Here is a 16,372-nt window from a genome sequence, read left to right as displayed (position 1 = left end):
CGGGGGGATCACGCGGCCAACAACACCAGTGGACCGATGGTCACCAGCAGACCCACACCCAACGCGAGCAGCGTCGTCGGCAGATCCTTGGTACGCCGCACGACATGCGAGAGCGTGACGATACCGAAGATCACCAGCACCGCGAGGACCAGCGCGAAATAGGGGTTCCAGCGCCACAGTTCGGTGAAGCCCCAGAACAGGCCCACCCCGATCGCCAGTCCGGCGATCGCCTGACCGAACAACAGCAGCCACGCCGTCACCGGCGAGCCGTCGTCCTCGCGGTCGGTGTCCTGGGCTGATCCGTCCGGGCCTGATCCCTCGGGTTCGGTGACCACCTGGCCCGACGCTGTCCGACCGGCGTCCGCGGTCGCGGCGCTGTCCTCCCGCGCCACGTCCCCACCCGATCCCGGACCGGGGGTCTCGTCGATGTCGGTGGTGTCCTGCAGGGTGTGCGGCCCGGGCGGGCGGCCCGCGGCGTCGTCGGATTCGACGTCCTTGACCAGGTCGACCCGGTCGGTCGCGTCGGACCGATCGGGATCGGACCACGCCCGCGGCGCGGCCCACGCGTGTGTCCGGTCCGACTCGTCCGCATCCGACGCGTCTGCGCTCGACTCGTCTGTGCTCGACTCGTCTGTGCTCGAATCCCCTGCGCTCGAATCCCCGGTGTTCGGCTCGTCGGCGCTCGACCCGTCCGCGTTCGCTTCTCTCGGGCTCGACTCGTCGGCGTTCGCTTCGTGTGCGTTCGAGTCTTCTGCGTGCGACTCTTCTGCGTGCGACTCTTCTGCGCTCGACTCTTCTGCGCTCGACTCGTCCCGGGGCGCGTCGTCGATCGGCTGGATCGCCTCGGTCGGGTGGTCGTCGGTGCGCGACGCCGCCAGAGCCGCAGTCGCCCCACCGGCAGTCGCTGCGGCCGCGGCCGTGGCCATCCAGTCCGAATCCGCCCAGTCCGAACCCCCATCGCCCCGGGCATCAGACGCCGGGTCGTGCGGGTCACGAGCGGCTGCGCCGTGGGCCCGGTCGTCGCCGTGAGTCGGGTCGTCGTGGGTCGGGTCGTCGTGGGTAGGGGCAGCCTTGTTCTTGCGGCCGAACAGCCGCTGGATCAGGCCGCCCTTGCCCTTCCCTGCGGCCTTGGCCGTCGCCGCGGCCCAGCCCTTGGTCGCCGGCTTGTCGGTGTCGCTCTCGACATCGGCGAAATTGCGGTAGGCGTCGAAGTCCATGACCTCGGAGAAACCGCGGTCGCCGCGTTCACGAGGACCGCGGGTGCCGGGGTCGACCTCGGCGAGGTCGTGGGTCACGACGTCTTCGGAGTCGACGACGGCCAGACCCTCGGTGTGACCACCGTGGTCGGGTCCGTCGACGAGCGGGATGATCCCGGTGACCGCGTTGGCCGACTCCTCGTCGACGGGTGCGGTGTCACGCGGCGGGTTCTTTCCCAGGCGACGCGCCACGGCGTCCGAGCTGAAGTCGCGCGTCGACATGGGCGGCGCCTCGCCGAAGGCGGGCATACCGCTGGCGGTCCAGCCGCCCGGGTGGGCCTGCGCCCGGCCCGGACGGGGACGTTCGACGATCGGCCGGTCGTCGGCGGGGCGTCGCGGGATCGGGTTCGTCGACCTCGGGAACGGACCGCTGGGTGCCCCGGACCTGGTCTGTGTCCACGAGTCGGGAGCCGGCCGGGACGGCGCGGCCTTCTCGGCGGCCCGGGACTCGACCTGCTCGGGCTCGGCCGTCGATTCGGGCTCGACGCTCGATTCCGGCTCGGGCTCGACGGTCGCTTCCGGCTCGACGGCCGGTTCCGCGGCCCGCCGGCTGGTCGGTTTCCTCGTCGGTGCCGCGGCCTCCGCCGGTGCTGCTTTCCGCGACGCCGTCTCGGGGCCTGGAGTGTCGGTACCGGACGCCGTGGTGGCGTCGGTGATCTTCGGGATCTCGCCGGTCAGCTCCGATACCGAGACCGACCCGTCGCGGCCCGCGCGACGGCGACCGCGACCGTCACGGGCGCGCGTCGGGGTGTTTCCCCCACCGGCGCCCTGTGACCGGGCGAGCAGTTCCGATACCGAGATGGGTCGAGATTCGGGTTCCGAATCCTTCGACATGAAGTGGCTCCGTCCTCGAACGTCATCGGATGCTTCGTCGAGCGCATCCGCTTGCGGTACTTCTCGGCGTTGTGTCGTCGCCGACCGGCAGACCTCTCCCGGCGTCGCGCCGCGGCGCCACGAGTCCGGCTCAGCCGACGCCCTCCCGGGTGCCGAGCGTCTGTGAGGGCCCGATCGAGTCGGCCGGTTCTGCATCGAGTCGGCGCAGGATCACGCCCTCCCGAAGGGCCCATGGGCAGATTTCCAGTGTATCGACAGCAAGCGCCCGCATCGTGGCCTCGGCGACGAGGGCACCGGCGACGAGCTGTCCCGCCCGATCCGAGCTCACGCCTTCCAGTTCAGCACGGTCGTCCCTCGTCATCCGCGAGATGAAGGAGATGAGCTGTCGCAGCCCACTCGTCGTCAGCACCCGCCGGACCCGCGGTCCGGCGCTCGACGGCGCCGCGCCGGTCAGCCGCGCGAGACTGCGGAAGGTCTTCGACGTCCCGACGCACAGGTCCGGCGCGCCCGGGGCGAGCAGCTCACGTGCCGGAGCGCGCAGCTCGGCGTCGAGCCAGTCCCGCAACACCCCGACGCGGCGCCGGTCGGGCGGGTCGTCGGGCATCCACTCGCGGGTGAGGCGACCGGCGCCGAGCGGGAGCGACAGGGCGACGTCGGGCTCCTCGTCGACCCCGTTGGACATCTCCAGGGAACCGCCGCCGATGTCGAGGGCGAGGATGCGTCCGGCGCTCCACCCGCGCCAGCGGCGGACGGCCAGGGACGTGAGCCGGGCCTCGTCGCGGCCGGAGAGGACCAGCACGCGAACCCCGGTGCGTTTCTCGACCTCGGCGAGCAGCTCGTCGGAGTTGGTGGCGTCGCGCACGGCCGACGTCGCGAACGCCATGATCTGTTCACATCCCGACGTACCGGCGATGTGGGTGAACTCGTCGATCGACTCGATCAGTCTGGACACCGCGCGGTCATTCATGCGGCCGTCGGCATCTATGTGCTCGGCGAGACGCAGAACCGCCTTGGTCGAACTCATCGGGGTGGGGTGGCCGCCGCGATGAGCGTCGACCACCAGGAGGTGGACAGTGTTGCTGCCCACGTCGAGAACTCCTAAGCGCACGCGACAACCGTAGTGCAATCGTCCGGCTCGACCGATCCCGGCTACCGTGTAGTGGTGACCGCCATCTCGCCGTCCGCGCCCCGAATCACACCAGCTCCGGAGGTCGAACTCGACTTTCCGCGCGAATGGTACGAATTCGCCGATCCGGCCGATCCCGAACACGTCGTCCGAGCCGACCTCACGTGGCTGCTCTCGCATTGGACGTGCGTGTTCGGCACCCCCGCCTGCCAGGGCATCCTGCCCGGCCGCGAGACCGACGGTTGCTGCAGTCACGGCGCCTACCTGTCCGACGACGACGATCGCAACACCCTCGCCCGCGGCGTCGCGATGCTGACACCCGAGGACTGGCAGTTCTACAAGAAGGGATCGGGTAAGGATCCGCTGGGACCCAAGGGGTACCTCGAGGAGGGCGACCTCGACGACGAGCCCGCCCTGAAGACACGTCTTCTCAAGGGCGCGTGCATCTTTCTCAATCGTCCCGGCTTCGCCGGCGGCGTCGGCTGCGCGCTGCACTCGATGGCTCTGCGCAAGGGCCTCGAACCCCTCACCGTGAAACCCGATGTGTGCTGGCAACTGCCGGTGCGTCGCGAGCAGGACTGGGTCGAACGCCCCGACGGCACGCAGGTACTCCAGACGACGATCACCGAGTTCGACCGCCGCGGCTGGGGTGAGGGCGGCCACGACCTCCAGTGGTACTGCTCGGGTTCTCCCGACGCCCACGTGGGAGCCAAGCAGGTGTGGGAGTCCTACGCCCCGGAGCTGACCGAACTGATCGGGGCCGCCGCCTACGCGGCGCTCGCCGCAGCCTGTCGACGCCGAAACGGATTGGGCCTCATCGCGATTCACCCGGCCACCCAGGCCGCCACCACCCGCCGGGATACCGACGTCAAGTACGAGCTGCAGCCCCCGGAGTAGCCGGGGGCGCCGGCCCCTCAGGCCTCGAGCTTGTACCCGAGGCCGCGAACGGTGATGAGATGCTTGGGATTTGCCGGGTCCGGCTCGATCTTCGAACGCAGACGCTTGACATGCACGTCGAGCGTCTTGGTGTCGCCGACGTAGTCCACACCCCAGACCCGGTCGATGAGCTGCCCCCTGGTCAGCACCCGCCCAGCGTTGCGCAGCAGATACTCGAGTAGGTCGAACTCCTTGAGCGGCAACGTGATCGGCGCACCACTGACGGAGACCGTATGCCGCTCGACATCCATCCGGACGGGACCGGCCTCGAGCACCCCGATCTCGAGGCCGTCATCGACGGTCTCGCTGCCACGCCGCAGCACCGCGCGGATGCGCGCGATGAGCTCGCGAGCCGAATACGGCTTGGTCACATAGTCATCGGCGCCGAGTTCGAGCCCGACGACCTTGTCGATCTCGGTGTCGCGCGCAGTCACCATGATCACCGGCACATTGGAACGTGTGCGCAGGGCCTTGCAGATCTCGGTACCCGACATCCCGGGCAGCATGAGGTCGAGGAGCACGATGTCGGGGCTGAGGCGGTCGAAGGCCGACAACGCCTGCGCGCCATCGGAGATGACACTGGCCTCGAACCCTTCCTTACGCAGCAGGAACGCCAGCGGGTCCGCCAGCGACTCCTCGTCCTCGACGATCAGTACGTGGGTCAACTCTTGTTTCCTTTGTCGTCGTCACCGGAAGGTGGATTGACCGCAGGCCGGCGGGCCGCCGGCTCCTGCGCGTATTCGGTCTCGTCGGGCCAGCCCGCGTCGGAGAGGTCCTCGGGGATGCAGAGGGTGAAGGTGGAGCCGGTACCCGGCTTGCTCCACAGGTTGATGGTGCCGCCGTGGTTGGCCGCGACGTGTTTGACGATCGCCAGGCCCAGTCCGGTGCCGCCGGTGAGGCGCGAGCGCGCCTGGTCGACGCGGAAGAACCGTTCGAACACGCGCTGCTGGTCGGCGGGCGCGATCCCGATGCCGCGGTCGGTGACCGCGATGGCGACCATGGGCCGGCCGTCGATCTTGATGACGCGACGGCTGACCGACACGGTGGTGCCCGACGGCGAATAGGAGATGGCGTTGGCGATCAGGTTGTTCAGCGCCGTGAGCAGCAGCAGACGGTCACCGCGGATCGTCACCGAGATGGGTGCGTCGGCCCGCAGCTCGATGGCGGCCGCCTCCGCTGCCAGGGTCGACGCCGCGATCGCGTCGTCGATGAGGGCGTCGACGTCGATGCGGGTGAACTCCGGGGTGTCTCCGCCCTGCAGACGCGAGAGCGCGAGCAGTTCGCTGACCATGTTGCCCATGCGTTTGGTCTCACCCACCACCCGGCGGCCGAAGTGCTGGACCGAGTCGGTGTCGTCGGCCGATTCGAGCATGGCCTCGGCGAGCAGGCCGATGGCACCCACCGGCGTCTTGAGTTCGTGCGAGACGTTCGCGACGAAGTCGCGGCGGGTGGCCTCCACGCGCTTGTGCTCGGTGTCGTCGAGGCCGTAGACGACGGCGTAGCGCTCGTCGCCCTGGGCGACCAGGCGGGCGAGGCAACGCACGTGCTCGACGGTGGGCCGCGGGGTGCGGCCGGTCGAGACGAAACCGAGGCTCGACGTCGGTGGACTGAACTCGAAGTGCCGTTCGGCGCCGGTGTCGAGGATCTCTTTCACTGCATCCCAGACCGGGTCGGCGAGGAGCATCTCGCGCACCATCCCGAGCTCGACCGCACGCTGGTTGTAGAGGACCACGTCGCGGAACTCGTCGACCACCGCGACCGCGGTGGACGAGTTGCGCACCACCATGCTCAGCAGGCCTGCCTTGGTCATACGACCGTCGGAGGTCGTGGACCGGACATCGGAGTCGCGGGCCTCCGCGGACGCGGGGACCTCGCGCGAGGTCGGTTCCGGACTGCGGGTGCGGGGGGTGGCGACGCGCTGCCCGCCGTCACCGGCCGCGGCTCTGCGCGGGAAGAACCTGGCAGGCACGAGTCCCCGGGGCCACCCGCTGTCGCGGATGTGCCGACCGATGAAGACACCGAGGAAGAGCGCGAGTACGAACGCGATCGTCGCGGCTGAGATAGCGGCGGTCACGTGTGCAGCTTACGGCCCGACGAACACCGGACGCACATCTGACAGGGGTGTTCGGCAGCTGTTCACGCGGTGTTCGCCGGAGTCCCGGCGGGAACGCGGGACGGCCGTGACCTGGCTCTCACCGCGCCGAGCTCTCGCTACCGGAACTCACTGCCGACCCCTCACTGCGGGACCCGAACCGCCAAGTCGGCGAACTCGGGATGGCGTTCGATGAACCGCTGCACGTAGGAACACACCGGGACGACCTGCTTGCCGCTGCCACGGATGTCCTCGAGCACGACCCGAACGAGTTGGGCCGCATAGCCCTTACCGCTGTACTGCTCCCGGACCACGGTGTGCGTCAGCACCACCTGATACGGCTCCGAGACATAGTCGACGTAACCGACCACCTCGTCCTCACCGAACTGGTCGGTCACGAGTACCGCCTCATAGCGTTCCTGGGCAGGTGAATGGTCGAATCGCAAGGTACCCACATCCGCCATGCCGTCTAATGTAGCGCGCGTCACACTATCGGCGCCATGGCGAGATGTGTTACAAGTCCCGAATTGCGTCGTCGGCGGTGGACACGTCCTCCCGTGCGGCCCGTGCCCCTACTTCTGGCCCTGCGCGGCGACCGCGGCCGCACCGGCGGCGGCGGCTTCGGGATCGAGGTAGGTGCCGCCCGGATTGAGCGGCTTGAGGTTCTCGTCGAGGTCGTAGCGCAACGGGTTGCCGGTGGGGATGTTCAGGCCGGCGATGTCCTCGTCGGAGATGCCGTCGAGATACTTGACGAGGGCACGCAGCGAGTTGCCGTGCGCGGCGATGAGCACCGTCTTGCCCGCCTTGATGTCCGCCGAGATCGTCTCGGTGAAGTACGGGATCATCCGCGCGACGACGTCCTTGAGGCACTCCGTCAGCGGCACCTCGTCGAGGTCGGCGTAGCGCGGGTCGCCCACCTGGCTGTACTCGGCGTCGGGCTCGATCGCCGGGGGCGGGGTGTCGTAGCTGCGACGCCACAGCATGAACTGCTCCTGGCCGTACTTCTCCAGCGTGTCGGCCTTGTTGAGCCCCTGCAACGCCCCGTAGTGCCGTTCGTTGAGGCGCCAGTCGCGGACGACCGGAATCCAGTGCCGGTCGGCGGTGTCGAGCGCGATCTGCGCGGTCGAGATCGCACGACGCAGCAACGACGTGTAGAGCACGTCCGGCAGGACGTCGTGTTCGACGAGGAGTTCACCCGCGCGGACGGCCTCGGCCTTGCCCTTCTCCGTCAGCGCCACGTCCACCCAGCCGGTGAACTGATTGGACGCATTCCATTCGCTCTCGCCGTGACGCATCAGGATCAGGGTGCCGTTGCTCATGGCGGATAGTTTTCCACAGTCCGCGCGTGCCGTCGGGGCGGGATGGTGGGCAAGCGCTCGATTCGACGCGCAAGTTCGACGAGGTGGGTCTAGCGTAAGCGCATGACAGCCAGCACCAGCGCCGGCGAGACCGGTCAGAATGCCGAAAAGCAGCCCGAGCTCAAACGCGTACTCGGCTGGAAGTTGTTGTTGTTGTTCATCATCGGCGACATCCTGGGTACCGGCGTGTACGCGCTCACCGGCCAGGTGGCCGGCGAGGTCGGTGGCGCCGCATGGGTGCCGTTCCTGATCGCATTCACGGTCGCGACGCTCACCGCGTTCTCCTACCTCGAACTGGTGACGAAGTACCCGCAGGCCGCGGGTGCAGCCCTGTACGTGCACAAGGCCTTCGGCATCCACTTCATCACGTTCATCGTCCTGTTCACGGTGATGTGTTCGGGTATCACCTCGGCGACGACGGCCTCGCGGGCCTTCGCGGTGAACATGCTGACCGCGTTCACCGGTGACTCCCCCGACGCCACCAACCCCGCGCTCTTCGCGATCGCCATCGGCTTCCTGCTGCTGGTCATGTTCGTCAACTTCCGCGGTGTCGCCGAAGGTGTGGGCACCAATGTGGTCCTGACGCTGGTGGAGCTGACCGGTCTGCTTCTCGTGTTGTTCATCGGCTACTGGTTCATCGTCGGCGGCAACGCCGACCACTGGGATTCGGTGGTGGCCTTCGACAGCCCCGACGACAAGAACGCCTTCATCGCGGTCACCGCGGCCACCTCACTGGCCTTCTTCGCGCTCGTCGGATTCGAGGACTCGGTCAACATGGCCGAGGAGTGCAAGGACCCGGTCCGCATCTTCCCGAAGGTGATGCTGAGCGGCCTCGGTATCACCGCCGTGGTGTACGTCCTCATCGCGATCTGCGCGGTCGCCATCGTGCCCGTCGGCGTGTTGGCCGAGAGCGAGACACCGCTCGTCGACGTCGTCCAGACCGCCGCCCCGGATTTCCCGATGTCCGATCTGCTTCCGTGGATCTCGATGTTCGCCGTCGCCAACACCGCGCTCATCAACATGATGATGGCGAGCCGTCTCCTGTACGGGATGGCCAAGCAGGGGGTGCTCCCCAAATTCCTCGCCTACGTGCACCCGGGGCGCCGGACGCCGTTCGCCGCGATCATCTTCACCACGGTCGTCGCCCTGTGCCTGCTGGCCTACGTCAGCGCCGACCCGAAGGGCTCCATCGTCGGCCTGCTCGGCGGCACCACCGCATTGTTGCTCCTGGCGGTGTTCACCGTGGTCAACATCGCGGTCCTGGTTCTGCGCCGGGACAAGGTCGAGCACAAGCATTTCCGCACGTACACCCCGATCGCTGTGGTCGGCGCGGTGACCTGCGGGTACCTGACCCTGCCGTTCACCGGCCGCGATCCCGAGCAGTACGTCGTCGCCGGCTGGTTGCTCCTCTTCGGCGTCATCCTGTGGGGTCTCACCTACTGGTGGAACAAGCGCACCGGGGTGGTGGAGGTCGCCTATGACGACATCCCCCCGCACGAGATCCCCTGAATCGAACCGAACCCGATCGCCCCATGACCCTGATCGCCTAGACCCCGATCGCCTAGACCCCGATCCCTATGACGTTGTGCCCGGAAACCGGGCACAACGTCATAGGGATTCCAGCAGGACTACTTCCGGAGATCCTTGCGCAGGATCTTGCCCGACGCCGACTTCGGGATCGCCTCGATGAACTCCACCGCACGAACCTTCTTGTGCGGAGCCACCTTCGACGCCACGAACTCCATCACCTCATCGGCAGTGAGCTCCGCACCCGGCTGAGCCACCACGAACGCCTTGGGGATCTCCTCACCCTCGGCATCGAGCACCCCGATCACCGCCGCATCCGCGATCTTGTCGTTTGTCAGCAGCAACGCCTCCAACTCCGCCGGCGGCACCTGATAACCCTTGTACTTGATCAGCTCCTTGAGCCGATCGACGATGTAGACACACCCCGTCGGATCGACCTGCGCCATGTCGCCGGTGTGGAGGTATCCGTCGGCGTCGATGGTGTCCGCGGTCGCCTGCTCGTTGTTGAGGTACCCCAGCATCACGTTGGGTCCCTTCACCCACAGCTCACCGGGCTCGGACAATCCCTCGCTCGGCAACCCGATCTCGGCACCCGTGCCCGGGTCGACGATCTTGTTCTCCGAATTGGGTACCGCCCACCCCGTCGAGGACAACGGCGGGTCCTGCCGGCCCAGCAACCCCGGGGTATCGGCCGGGATGATGTGGCTCACCGGCGAGAGCTCGCTCATCCCATAGCCCTGCAGCATGTGCAGATCCAGCCGCTTGGCCACCGCCTGGCCCAACTCGTCGTCCAGCGGCGCGGCCCCCGACATCATCGTGTGCAACGAGCTCAAATCGTAGTTGTCGATGATCGGATGCTTGGCCAATGCCACCGCCACCGGCGGCGCGATATACGCCATCGTCACCTTGTGGTTCTGGATGTTCTCCAAGAACTCCACCAGATCGAACCGCGGCATCACCACCAGCGACGCGCGATTGAACAACGCCGCATTCAACAGCACGGTCATCCCGTAGATGTGGAAGAACGGCAACACCGCGATCACCACATCATCGGCACCCATCCCCTGCAACGGGCGGATCTGGGCGACGTTGGCCACCAGATTGCGATGCGAGAGGGCCACACCCTTCGGATTACCGGTCGTGCCCGAGGAGTACGGCAACACCGCCACATGGGTGGCCGGATCAAACGACACCTCCGGCGCCGCCAGCCCCGCCCCCAGCAGATCCGCCGCATTCGGGTGCCCCGACGCATCCTGCCCGTCCCCGTCCAACACGATCAGATCGACATCGGCCAACCCCACCTCAGCGGCGGCAGCCTTGGCCTGCTCGAGCATCGGCGAGATCGTCACCAGCATCTTCGCGCCCGAATCCCGCAACTGCTTGGCGATCTCCGGGGCGGTGAACAACGCATTGATCGTCGTCGCCGTCCCCCCGGCCCGCAGGATGCCGTGGAACACCGTCGCGAACGCCGGAATGTTCGGCGACAGAATCCCCACCACATCACCCACGCCGACGCCCCGCGACGCCAACGCACCCGCGGCCGCCTCGATCTGCGAGATCAGCTGCCCATACGTAGTCGTCGCACCCGACTTCGGGTCCACCAGCGCCGTACGTCCCAGATCCCCCTCGGCCATCGAGCCGAACAGAAACTCGAACACGCTCACATCAGGGATCTCGACATCGGGAAAAGGACTGCTGAAACTCATGGCACCTCCGTTGATGGGTTCTCGCGCCCGCGCATCGTACCAACCAGCGTTGACACGGTGTGACGTGGACCTCGGTCGAATTCTACGACCCGACGCAGCTCCGGCAGCGGAATGGGCCGACCACCCGCGCCACGGGACACACGCACGCTCGGTCAGTCGGCAGTGCCGGACCGGGCCTCGCTCGAACTCTGCGCACCCTCGACGACCGATTCGCCGGGCACATAACGGCCTTCGAGGGGAGCGCCCGCCTCGGGTAACGATTCCTTGTCGATGAGATGCTCGAAGGCGAGGAGGTTTCGCAGCGATTCACCGCGCGAGACCCGCCACGCCCACTCCCGCTGGATGGAGGCGAGGAAGCCGAGTTCGAGAAGGGTGTTGAAGTCGCCGTCGGCGGCCTCGAGGACCTGCCCCAGGATGCGATCGACCTCACCGGAGCTCAGCGCGTCCGCCGAGATCCGGCCGACCAGGTAGATGTCACCGGTGTTGTCGATGGTGTAGGCGACCCCGTACAAACGGCGGTTGCGCTTCAGCAGGTACTTGTAGACGCCTGCGTGGTTCTCGTCGGGCCTGCGACAGACGAACGCCTCGACCCGGACCCCGTGCTCGCTGGCCGACAGCAGCACCGTGGTCTTGAGTTTGCGTTCGCCCGGGAGCTCGAGGACGACGTGGTCGATGTCGGCCCCACCGCCGTCCTTGCGCGTGTAGGGGATCTCGTTCTCGGTCAGTGTCTTCTCGAGCAGGTCGATGACCTCGGTGCGGCTCACGCCCGTCCTCTCCTCGATGGTGCTCCGGTGAAACCTCATGCCGTGGCCGCCCGTTCGCCGGGCGTACGCCTCAGACGCTCGCGCGCGAACGCCGTCGCCGCCAGCGTCGCCGGACCCGCGTCGATCCGCCCGGCGCCACAGCCGCGCCGGCCCGGTCGGCGTCGCGACGCTCGGCGAACGACGTCATCGCCCGCCCGTAACTCTCGATGAGTTGATCGACGGTGTGCTCCCACGAGAACTGCTCGGCGTGCAATCTGGCGTTCTGACCGAGTTCACGGAGCAGGTCCGGTTGCGCGAGAAGCTTTTCCAGGGCGTTCGTCCAGTCACCGACGGCGTGCCCGTTGACGAGTACCCCGGTCCGGCCGTCGGCGACGGCCACCCCGAGACCGCCCACGTTGGCGGCGATGACCGGCGTTCCGCACGCCTGCGCCTCGATGGCGACGAGACCGAAACTCTCCGAATGACTGGGCACCGCGACCACATCCGACGCCCGGTAGACCTGCACCAGCCGATCCGAGGGCTGCGGCGGCAGGAACGTCACCGAGTCGGAGATCCCCAGTGCGGCAACCTGTTCCATCAACGCTGTCGGCCGCTGGAGCCCGGAACCCGACGGCCCGCCCACCACCAGCACACGCAGCTTGCGGCCGGTGGCGGCAGCCTCGGCGATCAGCGGCGCGGCCGCCGAGACCAGCAGGTCCGGCGCCTTGAGAGGCTGGATGCGTCCGACGAAGGTCACGATCGTCTCGTCGGGGTCGAGCCCCAGCGCCGCGCGGGCGGCCGACGAGGAGCCCGGCGTGTAGCAGTCCAGATCGGCCCCGGGCGTCACCACGTCGATACGCTCCCCGGCGGCGTCGTACATCGAGAGGAGTTCGGCTGCTTCGGTTTCGGTGTTCGCCACCAGACGGTCGGCCTCGCCGACGACCTGTTGCTCACCGATCACGCGGAGCTGCGGTTCAGCGGTGTCCCCGTCCGCCAGCGCCGCGTTCTTGACCGCCGCCAACGTGTGCGCGGTGTGCACCAGCGGCACGCCCCACCGGTCACGGGCGAGCCAACCGACCTGCCCCGAAAGCCAGTAGTGCGAGTGGATCACGTCGTAATGACCCGGCGCCTGGGCGGCCTCGGCGCGCAGCACCCCGGCGGTGAAGGCACACAGCTGCGCGGGCAGATCACGCTTGTCGAGCCCCTCGAAGGGCCCCGCGACCACGTGCCGGACCGTCACACCGGGTGCGGCCGCGACCGTGGGCGCGTCGGTCGAGGAAGTCGCCCGCGTGAAGATCTCGACCTCGACGCCGCGTCGCGCCAGCCGGATGGCCGTCTGCCAGACGTAGACGTTCAGGCCGCCGGCGTCCCCGGTGCCCGGTTGCGCCAGCGGCGACGTGTGCACGGAGATCAGCGCGACACGCCGCGGCAACGGGCTCGAGGTCATGGTGTCCACCATAGAGAAATGGCCGAGACGAAGGTGCCACGCCCTGGTCGGGCGACCACGCCCTTCGCGCTCAGCCCGGACATCACCTAGACTGCTTTCGGTAACGATTGTCATTTGCGTAAAGGTTGGCGATGAGGAAGACACTGTTGGCTGCGGCCGGCGCGCTGTCCGCGGCGGCCCTGGTGCTGTCCGGATGCTCCGGGAACCCCGGCGACGGCGACGGCACCCCGACAGTGGTGACCTCCACCAACGTCTGGGGCTCGGTGGCGGCCGCGGTGGCCGGCGACAAGGCCACCGTCACGGCGCTCTACACCAACGCCGACGGCGATCCCCATGAGTTCGAGCCCTCCGCCGCCGACACCGCGACGGTCGCCGACGCCGACATCATCGTCCTCAACGGCGGCCACTACGACGCCTACATGGAACGGGCCGCCGAGTCGTCCGGCGCCACGGTCATCGACGCGTACGCCCTCACCGGCGAGCAGGATGACCACGACGGACATGACGGCGACGGACACGACCACGGCGACATGAACGAGCACGTCTTCTACGACCTGCCCGTCGTCGCGAAGGTCGCCGACCGGGTCGCCGACGCCCTGTCCGACAAGGACCCCGCCAACGCCGAGACCTACCGGGCCAACGCCGAGACCTTCACCACCGGCATCGACGGCCTGCGCCAGCAGCTCACCACCATCCGGGAGCGCCACGACGGCACGAAGGTCGCGCAGACCGAACCCCTGGCGGGTTATCTGCTCGACGAGGCCGGACTCGTCGACATCGCTCCGGCCGGCTTCACCCAGGCCGTCGAAGAAGGTCAGTCACCCTCGGCAGCCGATCGTGCCGCGATGCAGGACCTGCTCGCCGCCCGCACGGCGAAGGCACTCATCTACAACACCCAGGCCGTCGACCCGGTGACGCAGGCGATGCTCGGCGTCGCGGAGTCCGCGGGTGTGCCCGTGGTCGAGTTCACCGAGACCCTGCCCGACGGCGTCACCGACTACCTCGCCTGGCAGGCCGCGCAGATCGACGCCCTCGCCGCCGCGCTGGACGCCGGGGCCAGGTGAACGCGGTGACAGCCGGAACCGACCCGGTGGTCTCGTTCTCGGGCGCGCGGCTCGGCTTCGGCGACCGCGTCCTCTGGGACGATCTCGATCTGACGATCCGGCCGGGCGAGTTCGTGGCGGTCCTCGGTCCCAACGGCTCGGGCAAGACGTCGTTCCTGCGGGTCCTGTTGCGCCAGTACCCCCTCGACCGCGGCACCGTCACCACGACCGACGCGATCGGCTACATCCCTCAGCAGCACGCCGACGAGTCCGACCCGATGGCACTGCGCGGCCGTGATCTCGTCGGCTTCGGCGTCGACGGGAGCCGGTGGGGTCTGGGGCTGCGGGGGCGTGCGCGCCGTCGCGAGCTGGTGGACAGCGCGCTGGCCGCGGTGGGTTCCCTCCCCTACGCCGACGCCCCGCTCGGCGTCCTGTCGGGCGGCGAGCAGCAGCGGCTCCGCGTCGCGCAGGCCGTGGTCAGTGATCCCGAGCTGCTGCTCTGCGACGAGCCCCTGGCCAGCCTCGACCCGACCAACCAGCACGTCGTGGTCGATCTCATCGACGATCGTCGACGCCGCGCGGGGACCGCAGTCGTGTTCGTGACCCACGAGATCAACCCGATCCTCCCCTACGTCGACCGGGTGCTGTACCTGGTCGGCGGCCGTTTCCGCATCGGGACGCCCGCCGAGGTGATGACGACGGAGACGCTCAGCGAGCTGTACGGCAGCGACGTCGAGGTGTTGCGGGTCAACGGTCGTCTGGTGGTCATCGGCGGCGAGGACGCCCACCACTGCGTCGACGACCACGCTGTGCCCGGCGGACACGCGTGAGCGCGGCCACCATCGCGTCGGGAGCCACGCTCGCCGCCGAACGCGACTTCAGCGATCTCTGGGATTTCTCCGAGACCGTCAACCTGCTCGGCTACGACTTCATGCAGCAGGCGTTGCTCGCGATGGTCTTGCTGGGCCTACTCGGCGGGCTGCTCGGTCCGCTGATCGTCGCGCGGCAGATGTCGTTCGCGGTGCACGGCGCGAGCGAGCTGTCGGTGACCGGTGCCGCAGCCGCGCTGCTCCTCGGGTTCAGCGTCAACCTCGGCGGTGTCATCGGTGCGGTGATCGCCGCCGCGGTCTTCGGGTTCCTCGGGAACAAGGCGCGCGAACGCGATTCGGTGATCGGCGTGGTGATGGCGTTCGGACTCGGCATCGGCGTGTTGTTCCTCGCGCTGTACGGCCGCATCGGCACCGGTTTCGCGCTGTTGACCGGGCAGGTGGTCAGCGTCGGACTCGACGGCCTGGTCGCGATCGCGATCACCACCGTCGTGGTGGTCGCCGTCCTCGCGGTGATCTACCGGCCGCTGCTCTTCGCCTCCACCGATCCGCGGGTCGCGCAGGCGCACGGCGTGCCGGTGCGGGCGTTGTCGGTGATCTTCGCGGTCATCATGGGCCTGGCCTGCGCGCAGGGCGTCCAGATCATCGGCGCGCTGCTGGTGATGTCGCTGATGATCACCCCGGGTGCCGCCGCGGCGCGCGTCACCGCCAATCCGGTACGCGCCCTGGTGCTCTCGGTCATCTTCGCCGAGATCGCCGCGGTCGGCGGCCTGCTGCTGTCGTTGGCCCCCAAGTTGCCGGTGTCGGTCTTCGTCACGATCATCTCGTTCGCCATCTACGTCGTGTGCCGCGCCATCGGCAGTCGCCGCGTGCACAGCACGCGCTGACCGCAACGCCGGAGTCCGGGCCGCTCAGTACTCCTCGGCGAATCCGGGGTTGCAGCGAGAGCCGACCATGTCCTCGTCGGTGACGACCGGTCGTCCGGGTTCGAGGTTCCAGCTCGGTTTCTCCGGTTCGACGAGTCGCGCGTAACGCCAGTGGCAGTCGAACTGGGCCTGCATGCCGGGTGTGTCGGCGCCGGGGTCGAGTGCGAGCACCTCGGCCCAGGCCACCGTCTGCGCCCCGACCTCGTCGGTGTAGCGGCCGGAGGTCGTGGGGAAGACCGACAGACTCGGCCCCACCTCGGTGTCCGTCCAGGCCACCCGCTCGACGTATGGGGGCCGATGGACGACCGTCGTGGTCGCCGGCCGGCCGGCCGGCGCCGACGGATACGGCGTCACCTCGGGCACGGACTCCGGCGCCGTCTGAGCGGTGGGAGTGGTCGTCGGGTTGCTGATTCCGGCGGCGACCTGATCCGACGATCCGCCGCATGCGGCCAGCACCACCGCGAGGGCGATCATCGCGGTTCCGGTCACCGCCGATCTGGTCAGCCGTTGGATCCTCGGTGTCGGACGGGGCAGGCGCATGCCCCGATGCT

Annotated in this window: 15 protein-coding genes; 5 read left to right on the top strand and 10 right to left on the bottom strand. The window is 68.4% G+C overall.

Annotated features, from left to right (window positions below; translation table 11 throughout):
* Window positions 1-8: 8 nt before the first annotated feature.
* Together H1R19_RS04430 and H1R19_RS04425 are read right to left on the bottom strand one after the other, a co-directional pair.
* Entirely contained in the window at window positions 9-2,090 is a 2,082-nt protein-coding gene (locus H1R19_RS04430; protein ID WP_219850659.1) for a hypothetical protein, read from the bottom strand.
* A 130-nt stretch (window positions 2,091-2,220) separates the two neighbouring features.
* Window positions 2,221-3,198 (bottom strand): Ppx/GppA family phosphatase, encoded by a 978-nt coding sequence (locus H1R19_RS04425; RefSeq protein WP_188329610.1) that lies wholly within the window; start codon window positions 3,196-3,198, stop codon window positions 2,221-2,223.
* 54 nt (window positions 3,199-3,252) lie between these two features.
* On the opposite strand from H1R19_RS04425, the gene H1R19_RS04420 reads away from it, so the two are divergent.
* Window positions 3,253-4,113: a DUF3109 family protein gene (locus H1R19_RS04420; protein ID WP_188329609.1), complete on the top strand. Its 861-nt coding sequence runs from the start codon at window positions 3,253-3,255 to the stop codon at window positions 4,111-4,113.
* A 17-nt stretch (window positions 4,114-4,130) separates the two neighbouring features.
* On the opposite strand, the gene H1R19_RS04415 is transcribed toward H1R19_RS04420, so the two are convergent.
* From H1R19_RS04415 to H1R19_RS04400, 4 genes are all read right to left on the bottom strand, one after another.
* Window positions 4,131-4,817, bottom strand: coding sequence for a response regulator transcription factor (locus tag H1R19_RS04415; RefSeq protein WP_188329608.1), 687 nt, complete (start codon window positions 4,815-4,817; stop codon window positions 4,131-4,133).
* Window positions 4,814-6,226 (bottom strand): sensor histidine kinase, encoded by a 1,413-nt coding sequence (locus tag H1R19_RS04410; protein ID WP_188329607.1) that lies wholly within the window; start codon window positions 6,224-6,226, stop codon window positions 4,814-4,816. The genes H1R19_RS04415 and H1R19_RS04410 overlap by 4 nt, the downstream gene beginning before the upstream one ends.
* Window positions 6,227-6,387: 161 nt before the next feature.
* The gene (locus tag H1R19_RS04405; RefSeq protein WP_188329606.1) at window positions 6,388-6,708 is read right to left on the bottom strand and encodes a GNAT family N-acetyltransferase; all 321 of its coding nucleotides are present in this window, start codon (window positions 6,706-6,708) and stop codon (window positions 6,388-6,390) included.
* 108 nt (window positions 6,709-6,816) lie between these two features.
* Window positions 6,817-7,563 (bottom strand): phosphoglyceromutase, encoded by a 747-nt coding sequence (locus tag H1R19_RS04400; protein WP_188329605.1) that lies wholly within the window; start codon window positions 7,561-7,563, stop codon window positions 6,817-6,819.
* Between the two features lie 102 nt (window positions 7,564-7,665).
* Here H1R19_RS04400 and H1R19_RS04395 point away from each other — a divergent pair, with 102 nt between their 5' ends.
* The gene (locus H1R19_RS04395; protein ID WP_188329604.1) at window positions 7,666-9,111 is read left to right on the top strand and encodes an APC family permease; all 1,446 of its coding nucleotides are present in this window, start codon (window positions 7,666-7,668) and stop codon (window positions 9,109-9,111) included.
* A 119-nt stretch (window positions 9,112-9,230) separates the two neighbouring features.
* Here H1R19_RS04395 and H1R19_RS04390 read toward each other — a convergent pair whose 3' ends face one another.
* From H1R19_RS04390 to mshA, 3 genes are all read right to left on the bottom strand, one after another.
* On the bottom strand, window positions 9,231-10,835 hold the full coding sequence (locus tag H1R19_RS04390; protein ID WP_219850658.1) for an AMP-binding protein: 1,605 nt from the start codon (window positions 10,833-10,835) through the stop codon (window positions 9,231-9,233).
* A gap of 152 nt (window positions 10,836-10,987) precedes the next feature.
* Window positions 10,988-11,599, bottom strand: coding sequence for a type III secretion system chaperone family protein (locus H1R19_RS04385; protein ID WP_188329602.1), 612 nt, complete (start codon window positions 11,597-11,599; stop codon window positions 10,988-10,990).
* Window positions 11,600-11,669: 70 nt separating this feature from the next.
* Window positions 11,670-13,025 carry a D-inositol-3-phosphate glycosyltransferase gene (gene mshA, locus H1R19_RS04380; protein WP_188329601.1) on the bottom strand — a complete coding sequence of 452 codons (1,356 nt, stop codon included), beginning with the start codon at window positions 13,023-13,025 and terminating at the stop codon, window positions 11,670-11,672.
* Between the two features lie 131 nt (window positions 13,026-13,156).
* Between mshA and H1R19_RS04375 the strand changes: the two genes are divergently transcribed.
* From H1R19_RS04375 to H1R19_RS04365, 3 genes are read left to right on the top strand one after another with little or no spacing between them, the layout of a single operon-like run.
* Entirely contained in the window at window positions 13,157-14,089 is a 933-nt protein-coding gene (locus tag H1R19_RS04375; protein WP_219850657.1) for a metal ABC transporter solute-binding protein, Zn/Mn family, read from the top strand.
* A 5-nt stretch (window positions 14,090-14,094) separates the two neighbouring features.
* The gene (locus H1R19_RS04370; protein WP_219850656.1) at window positions 14,095-14,898 is read left to right on the top strand and encodes a metal ABC transporter ATP-binding protein; all 804 of its coding nucleotides are present in this window, start codon (window positions 14,095-14,097) and stop codon (window positions 14,896-14,898) included.
* Window positions 14,895-15,782: a metal ABC transporter permease gene (locus H1R19_RS04365; protein ID WP_372631643.1), complete on the top strand. Its 888-nt coding sequence runs from the start codon at window positions 14,895-14,897 to the stop codon at window positions 15,780-15,782. Before H1R19_RS04370 ends, H1R19_RS04365 begins: the two co-directional genes overlap by 4 nt.
* A 24-nt stretch (window positions 15,783-15,806) precedes the next feature.
* Here H1R19_RS04365 and H1R19_RS04360 read toward each other — a convergent pair whose 3' ends face one another.
* Complete coding sequence (locus tag H1R19_RS04360) at window positions 15,807-16,361, bottom strand: DUF2599 domain-containing protein (protein WP_244970870.1); 555 nt, start codon at window positions 16,359-16,361, stop codon at window positions 15,807-15,809.
* Window positions 16,362-16,372 lie beyond the last annotated feature (11 nt).

It is taken from the genome of Gordonia jinghuaiqii (assembly GCF_014041935.1).
GTDB classification, from domain to species: Bacteria; Actinomycetota; Actinomycetes; order Mycobacteriales; family Mycobacteriaceae; genus Gordonia; species Gordonia jinghuaiqii.
The sequence above is the reverse complement of the archived record's forward strand: the minus strand, read 5'-3'. Positions and strand labels throughout refer to the sequence as shown.

What these genes read in the sequence shown, in the direction of transcription:
- H1R19_RS04390 (WP_219850658.1), bottom strand. Translation starts at nt 10,835, where the DNA reads ATGAGTTTCAGCAGTCCTTTTCCCGATGTCGAGATCCCTGATGTGAGC.
- H1R19_RS04395 (WP_188329604.1), top strand. Translation starts at nt 7,666, where the DNA reads ATGACAGCCAGCACCAGCGCCGGCGAGACCGGTCAGAATGCCGAAAAG.
- H1R19_RS04360 (WP_244970870.1), bottom strand. Translation starts at nt 16,361, where the DNA reads ATGCGCCTGCCCCGTCCGACACCGAGGATCCAACGGCTGACCAGATCG.
- mshA (WP_188329601.1), bottom strand. Translation starts at nt 13,025, where the DNA reads ATGACCTCGAGCCCGTTGCCGCGGCGTGTCGCGCTGATCTCCGTGCAC.
- H1R19_RS04375 (WP_219850657.1), top strand. Translation starts at nt 13,157, where the DNA reads ATGAGGAAGACACTGTTGGCTGCGGCCGGCGCGCTGTCCGCGGCGGCC.
- H1R19_RS04400 (WP_188329605.1), bottom strand. Translation starts at nt 7,563, where the DNA reads ATGAGCAACGGCACCCTGATCCTGATGCGTCACGGCGAGAGCGAATGG.
- H1R19_RS04405 (WP_188329606.1), bottom strand. Translation starts at nt 6,708, where the DNA reads ATGGCGGATGTGGGTACCTTGCGATTCGACCATTCACCTGCCCAGGAA.
- H1R19_RS04430 (WP_219850659.1), bottom strand. Translation starts at nt 2,090, where the DNA reads ATGTCGAAGGATTCGGAACCCGAATCTCGACCCATCTCGGTATCGGAA.